The 7,597-nt window shown below is 59.2% G+C and carries 7 protein-coding genes; 1 reads left to right on the top strand and 6 read right to left on the bottom strand.

Features of this window, described 5'->3' with window-relative positions; genetic code table 11:
- Window positions 1-1,039: 1,039 nt before the first annotated feature.
- Window positions 1,040-1,516, bottom strand: coding sequence for an ABC-three component system protein (locus tag HUI96_RS29220; protein ID WP_337918708.1), 477 nt, complete (start codon window positions 1,514-1,516; stop codon window positions 1,040-1,042).
- A gap of 19 nt (window positions 1,517-1,535) precedes the next feature.
- Window positions 1,536-2,009 (bottom strand): hypothetical protein, encoded by a 474-nt coding sequence (locus tag HUI96_RS29215; protein ID WP_210320376.1) that lies wholly within the window; start codon window positions 2,007-2,009, stop codon window positions 1,536-1,538.
- 383 nt (window positions 2,010-2,392) lie between these two features.
- Here HUI96_RS29215 and HUI96_RS28890 point away from each other — a divergent pair, with 383 nt between their 5' ends.
- Window positions 2,393-3,304 carry a DUF4238 domain-containing protein gene (locus tag HUI96_RS28890; protein WP_188258152.1) on the top strand — a complete coding sequence of 304 codons (912 nt, stop codon included), beginning with the start codon at window positions 2,393-2,395 and terminating at the stop codon, window positions 3,302-3,304.
- On the opposite strand, the gene HUI96_RS28885 is transcribed toward HUI96_RS28890, so the two are convergent.
- The 4 genes from HUI96_RS28885 to HUI96_RS28870 form a co-directional block, all read right to left on the bottom strand.
- Window positions 3,301-4,224, bottom strand: a complete 924-nt coding sequence (locus HUI96_RS28885) for a YaaC family protein (protein WP_337918706.1) — start codon at window positions 4,222-4,224, stop codon at window positions 3,301-3,303. The genes HUI96_RS28890 and HUI96_RS28885 overlap by 4 nt on opposite strands.
- 824 nt (window positions 4,225-5,048) lie before the next feature.
- Window positions 5,049-6,074 (bottom strand): purine-nucleoside phosphorylase, encoded by a 1,026-nt coding sequence (locus HUI96_RS28880; protein ID WP_188258151.1) that lies wholly within the window; start codon window positions 6,072-6,074, stop codon window positions 5,049-5,051.
- Window positions 6,075-6,294: 220 nt separating this feature from the next.
- A complete protein-coding gene (locus HUI96_RS28875) occupies window positions 6,295-6,699 on the bottom strand; it encodes a hypothetical protein (protein WP_188258150.1) in 405 nt (134 codons plus the stop codon).
- 66 nt (window positions 6,700-6,765) lie between these two features.
- Window positions 6,766-7,597 (bottom strand): recombinase family protein (locus HUI96_RS28870; protein WP_237684465.1); only part of this gene is annotated, 832 nt, incomplete at its 5' end.

The following is a 7,597-nucleotide window of genomic DNA, read 5'->3' as shown; positions in this document are numbered from 1 at the left end:
ATCGACTGAATGAGGGGGGTCAATTTTGGACGCCGATCCTCCCTGCTAAGGGGTCAAAATTGCACGCCGATTCACAGCGAATTCTCCGTTGGAGCGTCCACCGCACTCTCCCACCCCCGTACGCCGAGCATCGGCCTATTGTTCACGGATGCGTGACCCGTTGTCGGTGCATTCAGTGGCAGTAGCCCCAACGTTCCGCCGGCCCCGCCGGTCTGCCGGGTGATCTTGCGTAAGCAATTACGAACGTTACAGTGATTATCGCCACTCCCATAGGCGCCTGCTGCAAACGCTGAAGCTTGTGATGGATGAGGGGTGAGTGTGATGAATGGACTGCCCATCTTCATACTTGCCCCGTTCACCGTCAATTTGGGCCAGAGAAGGTTGGATCCCGGTCCCCTTCCCTCTACCACTCCCAATCCGCCAAATAGTCTCCGCTCCATGCTAGCGGCCTCAGAAGCCCAGGATTTCCGGGGTTTTCAGCGCAAACCTTGTGCTGGCGGGTCTCGCTTTTCGCCCCAATTTGCTCTCTCCGGGCCGATTTTCTCCAAACCTTGTGACTGCGCAAATCCGACACAAGGTTTTCGAGCTTTGATTTTGTTCATCTTTTTGACTCCACAGATTGTGTCAGTTGGAGAGAATCTCCGCCGAGCGTATGCACCAGCAACCGAACGAAGCACGATTTGTATCGCGCTAGGAGCAGTCTACGCTGCGTAGAGCTTTGATTGGGCCGAAAGCGAAAGGGCATCTTTGGGCGCTAGAAGCGCTACTGCAGACGTTCCACCAGTGGGATTGAAGTATATAGCTGACACGAAGACGACTTCCAGGCGCAGGCCATCTCAGGACAGTTCTGCCCAATAGGGTACGCGTTCCCCGTATTATCAGGAGGACGGCCGTGAAGATTTCGGCCGATTTCCTGGGATGAACCTTACGCGCTCATCCGGCTGGGCCGTGTCGCCAGCAAACCACTCGTAGTGAACCGCATCTGCAACGTCGGGGGGAGGCTCCTTGTTCTCGATGATAATCACTTGGAGACCATCATCTAGCGTAGTGAGCGATTCCCAGAATGCCTGCTCGATATCGGGGCCATCTGATGACACATGCCTTCGCGGTCATTCGCCCGGACATGGGGCTCTAGGATGTGGCCGCCTAGCTGAAGCTGCTGGGCAGCCTTAACCGTACCGGCGAGACGCTGTAGACCGGTGAGCGAAGGCTCATTGTAGTTGTGGTAGAGGCCATCGCAGAACTCTTCCAGCAGGGTGTCAAAGAAGGCCGCGCCTGCCATCTGATCCCGTACAAGTTCTTTCAGTCCTTCCGCGCAGTAGAATGCAATCCTTGAACGATCAAACAATCTCTGTAACGCTTCCACGTGTGCAAAATCGGAGACATGCGCCACGGACGTACCGAGATTCTTTCCGATCGCCTTGTAGAGCTTGGCGACATAACCGGTTTCGACGGCGGCAACTGAAGAGGGTGGTTTAGGGGGTTTTGGCCGATCGATCAGCGGCAGGCCGAACACCGCCAAGTGATAACGTGTCTTAGCGTGTTCGCCGATGAGGTCGAGTGGCTGCTTCGCGCGGAGGATGCTGAAGTCGAACGCAGCGACGTGCGCTCTGAACTCGCCGGCCAGTTCGATCTTCTTCGTCCTTGTGATTTTTTTCCGCGCAGTACTGATTCCAGTGGTCGAGGACGAAGCCCTTCAGCTTTTTCGGATCGTCGAGAAGGTCCTGAAACGGGGAGGTAACACCCTTGTGGGTTACGAACCAGTACTCTTCGGGAGCGATGTAGTCGTCGATCGAGGTGTAGTAGAGTACCCTGCCGATCTCTTCGGCTGCGGTCCCCGCTCCGAGCACCGCCCCATAGTGCTTACATTGGTATAATTGCCAACGGCGCGGGGCTGCGCCTGGCGGGTCGAGCCAGACGACAATGTCGCGGCCCTTGTCCCTTGCACCGCGGCGCTGCTGCACTTCGAAGACTCCGGGCATCTTGGTCGCGAGGTAATCAGAGGCCATTCGAGGGTTAGGCGCTCAAACTCTGCTGCGCTGAACTGGGGAAGCCGATCAAGGGGCTTAACCGGCAGGCCTGCGCCGACTCCGAGAAGTCGAGCATTCGCATTCGGCCATGGTGTTGGCACCGGCAGAGCCGCTAAAATTGAATCGGTTGTTCCGACCTTGGTCTTGCCCACGTCCCCCCGGTAGTTGGCAAGAATCATCATGCATGATTTGGTCCAGAAAACTACAGCTTACGTAAGCGAAGCTTTAAAATGAATTGCCTGATTTCGCGCGCGGCGCGCTACTATCTGCAGGTCTATGGATCCCTATCAACATCCTTCAACCCGAAAACACCGATCGGTTTGCGACCGCGATCGCGTTCATGCACCTCGGATGACTGAGGGGTGACGCATCATCCCATAAGTTCGCCCAAGCTGCATCACTATGTGCCGCAGTTTCATCTACGCCGGTTCACCGATGACACGGGTCGGTTATGGACATGGGAAAAGCAGGCCGACCGAATCTTCCCGACCGCGCCCGGCAGAATCGCCGCGGCGACGCAGTTCTACCGGCTGACCCAGTACGAGGCGGACGGCCACGATCCGTTGACTATGCAGAAGCAGCTCTCAAACCTTGAGGGGGAGGTCGCGCTGATCAGCGGCCAATGGCTCGAGCGGCTTGAAGACATGGCGACGCTCGACGTCGTGCCGATCCCGCGCATCAATCGCGGCATCTTCGCGCTGTACTTGGCGGTCCAGTTCCTGCGCACCGCCGACACGCGCGGGGTCCTGTCCGCGTTGATAGAGGCCGGTCGCGGAACGCCGGTCAATGAGCGGGAGCTGCGCGAAGCCCATGATCTGACGTGGGATCAGCGCCTGATCGGACCCCTAGCCAAGCGTTTTCGGCGTTCGATCTGGATCTTTGCGCGCAACGACAGCACCACGCCGCTTATCACGTCCGACAATCCGATCGCTTTCAGCACGGACGACAACCGCCAATGGCTGCGCGCGGGCATCCTCTCGCGCCAGACCTACCTCGTCTATCCCTTATCGCCGCGTGTCGTGCTCTACTGCCACCCACGCCACGACAAGTTCCGCAAGCTCGGCAAGTTCGCCGACTGCCTCTCCCCGGTACGCTCAACGAGGAGATGGTCGATCGCGAGAATAGCGGCCAGGTGTTCATGGCATCACGATTCGTCTTTTCGAACCGTGGTCGGTTCGACGCCGAGCGAGCGTTCGCGAAGACGATCGGCACCGACCTCTACCCGGATTGGACTGCAGCGCAGGCTTGGGCGTCGCACGGTGTACGACGCCTAGAACATGCCTTGCCGCACGGCCGCCGGAGAGATCTCGAAGCCGGTGATTTCCGCGGCGATCTCGTCAATGAACTGGTTGCGCGCCGCTTCAACGAATTCGTAGATTAACCAGTTCTTGCTGCCTGCGAGCACCCGGTTCAGCTCGACCGGCTTATACCGCGCGATCTCACTAACGCGGTGCATCGCCATGAACATTAGGGTCAAATTGTTGCGCTGAATGCGGCTGGTGTTCGCCAGCGTTCGCTTGAGATACCAGTTGGGGCGCGCACCGCTGATATAGTTGATGTCTAGGCGTAACCGCCGGTGGAACGCGCATAGCGAAGCCATGTCTGCGTTACTTGGCCGGCGCGCGCCAGACCAAGGGAAGGTCCCAACGGTCTCGATCACATAGCCGCTCTCGAAGAGAGTGTCCTCCCATTCGGCTTCGGTCAGTTCGCGTATTCGGAAGGCTGCGGGAAAGGTGCGGACAGTCTGCCCGTGACAATGCTCGCTAGGCAGATCGGCCTCAAACCGCGCCTGGCCCGGACCAGCACGCACATAGCGCGGATTGCCGATGCTGAGGAACATCTCGCGAGCGCTATAGCTCACCGCATAGGCACGGTGGATGAATGCTAGGTTGGAAAGGATCTCCCCGAGATTGTACTTGGTAGTGGTCTCGGTTTCGCCGAAATAGCCGATCAGAGCGGGTAGTACCCCGCCGCCCTTGATCTTCAGGCCCTCATTGTCGAGCCGAATCCGGCCGTTGGCCGGGGTTCGCATGTCGAAGCCTTGGATGCCATGATAGGGATTGTAGACGACGCCTTTAGCCTCGAGCAGCGTCTTGGTGGCGTTCAGAAAGGCGTAGTAGAGCGGCAGCGGCGCGGATTCGGTCGGCAGGTCTTTTGCCGCTTCGAAGAAGTTACGCGTCTGGTTCCAATAAATCTCTGCCGTATCGAGGCCCTGTTTGCGCAGCCATAGCGATACAAATCCTCAAGGCGTAGACGCAACGATACGCTTCTCGCGAAAACCCGGAGTGTGTGTTGCGCGCGCGAAGCGCACTGGCTTGTCCGACAGTCTGATTTCGATGCTCACATCGTGAATAATCGCATCACCTTGCTCTGAGCAAGTCGCCACGCCGGCGGTCCTATGATAGACTGACGCTTTCAACACTTCGTAGTTGCCAAGCCGGGTACGCCACTAGATCAGCGGTCGTTAATCCGCCCGCACCGTCTCGATTCGCCCTTGTAGATGGCATGTGACGCGCAAGTGCCGCCATCGACCACTGCAGACGTTTCCTCCTCAACTGAAGGAACGACCGTTTTCGGAGTCGACTAAGAATACCGCAAGCGACCACCTTCGCTGTGCACTGCATTCGTTCATCAGTCGTGGCAAGAGCGAGTGGAACGGCTAAATCTGTGGCGTCTAAATAGGGGTTACGACAGCTGTTCAGCCCAGCATTCTGGGAGATTGCGCAGTAGCTCCTGCCGCTGAGCCGCTTCAGCCTGCCTGCGGTCCAGGATTCCCTCGATGATGTCAGGCGCCAGCAATGTCAGCCTAAGGACGCGCGAGACGAAGGAGTGATTGAGCTTCATGGCTGAGGCAAGCTCGCTAACGCTGGCGGCCCTCGTCCAGCATCCGCCTTCATTCGAAAGCCTGGACCAAAGAACGCAGCAAAGCGTCATCGATGTAGCGGACGGGCGCTGACCGTTGCTGCTCGCCTCTTGCCGAGACGACGACCTTAGCCCGCCCTTGCGGTAGCTTTTCGCCTAGTTGGCTGGAACTCCGCTTTCCCAGGCAGCCCAGTTTTCGATAATCGCGTGACCCACCTCTGCGCCGACACGATAGGCATTGACAGTTGCTGGGCCAAAGCCACCGGACTTGGCGCTGAGCGACTGCGCCGCCGTCTGCTTCGGTCCCTCTCGGTCGAAATTGGATGCCGTCCTCAACAGGGCCACACGGTCAAAGTCTAGAAGCCCTGCATCAGCGGCCCGCTTGAGACTTGTTAGTGAAGCGTTATCCTCCATTTGCGTCGTGCAATAATTCGCCTTGCCATCGGTCATCATTGCCGTCCAGTCGCCCATCCCTTCTGCGAGCTTCGAGCCGTGCCAATAGGTGTCGATCGACACGGTATCGCAGATGCTGACGATCGGCTCCGCATTGCCAGGTGCAGCGGGATATGAGGCGCGATAGGCTTTCGCATCGTCGCTGTCGGCAAGCTCGACATCTTTGCTCAGGGCAAATGCCTTCTGTAGGAACTGCTCGTTGAGCTGATAGACCTCGGTGCCGGCGCTCCATTTCGGCTTTTCGCCCGGCCGGCTCGCACCCAAGGCCACGATGCCGCTTGGCCAATCCGCCTCGATCTGTCGCGGGTCAATGTCATGACGAAGGCCGCCGTCGATCGCAAATCGCGCCCAATGGGCGGAGCCCAGCGTGCCGTCACTCGGATCGACGCCGGCGATGCCGGCGATCAGAATGTAGGTTTTCTTGAGATCAAAAAGGCCACTGTAAACCAGTGCAGAAACTGAACTTGCGGCGTTGGCGTAACCCATAGCAGTGGTCATCATGCAAAGATCTTGATCGTTGCAGGCCACCTCCGGGTATTCCTTCGACAATCCCGGAACTGCGATTTTCCGCTCCAGCTTTTCACCCTCTAGCCAGGGCTTCGCCTCGCCACCGAACATTGTGACGACCAGAACCTTTGGCGAAATCGTTTCCGCTACGGCTTGCGGTACGCCAGATAGCAGGAGCGCAACCGCAGCCAGCGCGGGGGTGACAGATGGAATATTCAGCATGGGCAGGGTTCCTTGGCGGCAGTCGAGCGATCGTCCCTCTCGACGCGGCGAAATGGCCGACGTCGGACCTACAGATTGGCTAGCGTGGGCAGCCTGCCGCGCCGAGCGACTATATGTCAACACAATGCACGTCGACGCCAGCATAGCGGCGTATTGGCGGAGGGGACGGGGTTCGAACTGCTGGTTCGCATCATGCGTGTGTTGCGATTTACGCTGTCAATCAGGGCAACTGCTCGGCCCAACTGAGGTAGGCCGCGAAGGAATGCCTGTCGCTGCACCAGAGTTCACCGTCGAGGATCGCTTCAACCACGTCAGGCGCCAGGAGTGTTAGACGAAGGACGCGCGAGACGAACGAGTGGTTGAGCTTCGTGGCGCCGGCAAGCTCGCTGAAGCTTACGTATTCGCCCTCATCCAGCATGCGTTTCCATTCGAAGGCCTGGACTAGGGAGCGAAGCAGGGCGTCATCGATGTAGCGGACGGGTGTTAAGCGTTGCTCTTCGCCGGTGGGTGAGATGACGACCTTGCGCCCGCCCTTGCGGCGGAAGCTGAGCGGCACATGCACGGTGACCGTGCGCTCGTCGCCCCTTACCGCCGCCGCGCCGATGTTCCGGAAGCTGCCCTCCATTATGCTGCCTCCTTGCGAGTTCCGATCCTGCCTAGTTCACCGGCGAGGCTGGCGATCCATTGGTCCTCAGCCGGATGCTGGCGTCTTCGAGGCGGACATCCACCCGCTCCACCAGCAGTTGGACGATCCGCGTCTGCTCTGCCGGGAAGAGTTCGTCCCAGAGCGGATCCAGCCTGAGCAGGGCCTCGCGAACCTCTGCTTCGGTGAGTCCGGCTGATTGCACACTTTGCTGTCGGCCTGCTCTGTGTGAGTGTCGGCCTCCATGCCGTCCGTGTTGGCGGCCACGGTTTCCAGTTCCGCCTGCCATGCCTCCCTCAAGGTCCGCACGATGATCTCGGGCGAGGCAAGAATGGCCCGAAGCTGGTCGATCACCGCTGTCTCGATCTCGCCGGCCGGAATGCGCCGGATCGGGCAGGTGTCGGGTCCGAGCTTCAGCACCGACTGGGTGACATAGTACCGGTAGAGCTTGCCGCCCTTGGGTGTATGGGTGGGGCTCATCGCCTGCCCGTTCGGGGCAAAGATCAGGCCCTTGAGAAGTGCAGTCGTCTGCCGCCGGCTCTGCCCTGCCCTCTTCCGCGGACTGTCCGCCAGGATCGAGTGGACCTTGTCCCAGAGGTCTTTCGGGATAATCGGCTGGTGCTCGCCCGGATAAGCTTTACCCCTGTGCACGGCCTCACCGATATAGACCCGGTTGCTGACCGCGTAAGCCTTTGATTGTGCGTTGATGTTCTGGGTCTGAGTGGGTGGACTCCACCTGGATCCGGGGTCCAGGCGGATCCAGCCAAGGGTCCAGCAGCGGAGTCCGGAGCCAGTTCGATCATCGGGGGCAGCGTGACCATCCAGTTCGCACCGGAAGCCATCGAGCAGTGGCCGATCGAGCGGCTGAGGCCCTATGCCA

Origin of the sequence: Pseudaminobacter soli (ex Zhang et al. 2022) (assembly GCF_014595955.1) — a bacterium.
GTDB lineage: Bacteria > Pseudomonadota > Alphaproteobacteria > Rhizobiales > Rhizobiaceae > Kumtagia > Kumtagia pseudosoli.
The sequence above is the reverse complement of the archived record's forward strand: the minus strand, read 5'-3'. Positions and strand labels throughout refer to the sequence as shown.

Excerpts from the sequence above, each read along its gene's own strand:
- HUI96_RS28880 (WP_188258151.1), bottom strand. The coding sequence starts at position 6,074 with ATGCTGAATATTCCATCTGTCACCCCCGCGCTGGCTGCGGTTGCGCTC.
- HUI96_RS29215 (WP_210320376.1), bottom strand. The coding sequence starts at position 2,009 with ATGGCCTCTGATTACCTCGCGACCAAGATGCCCGGAGTCTTCGAAGTG.
- HUI96_RS28875 (WP_188258150.1), bottom strand. The coding sequence starts at position 6,699 with ATGGAGGGCAGCTTCCGGAACATCGGCGCGGCGGCGGTAAGGGGCGAC.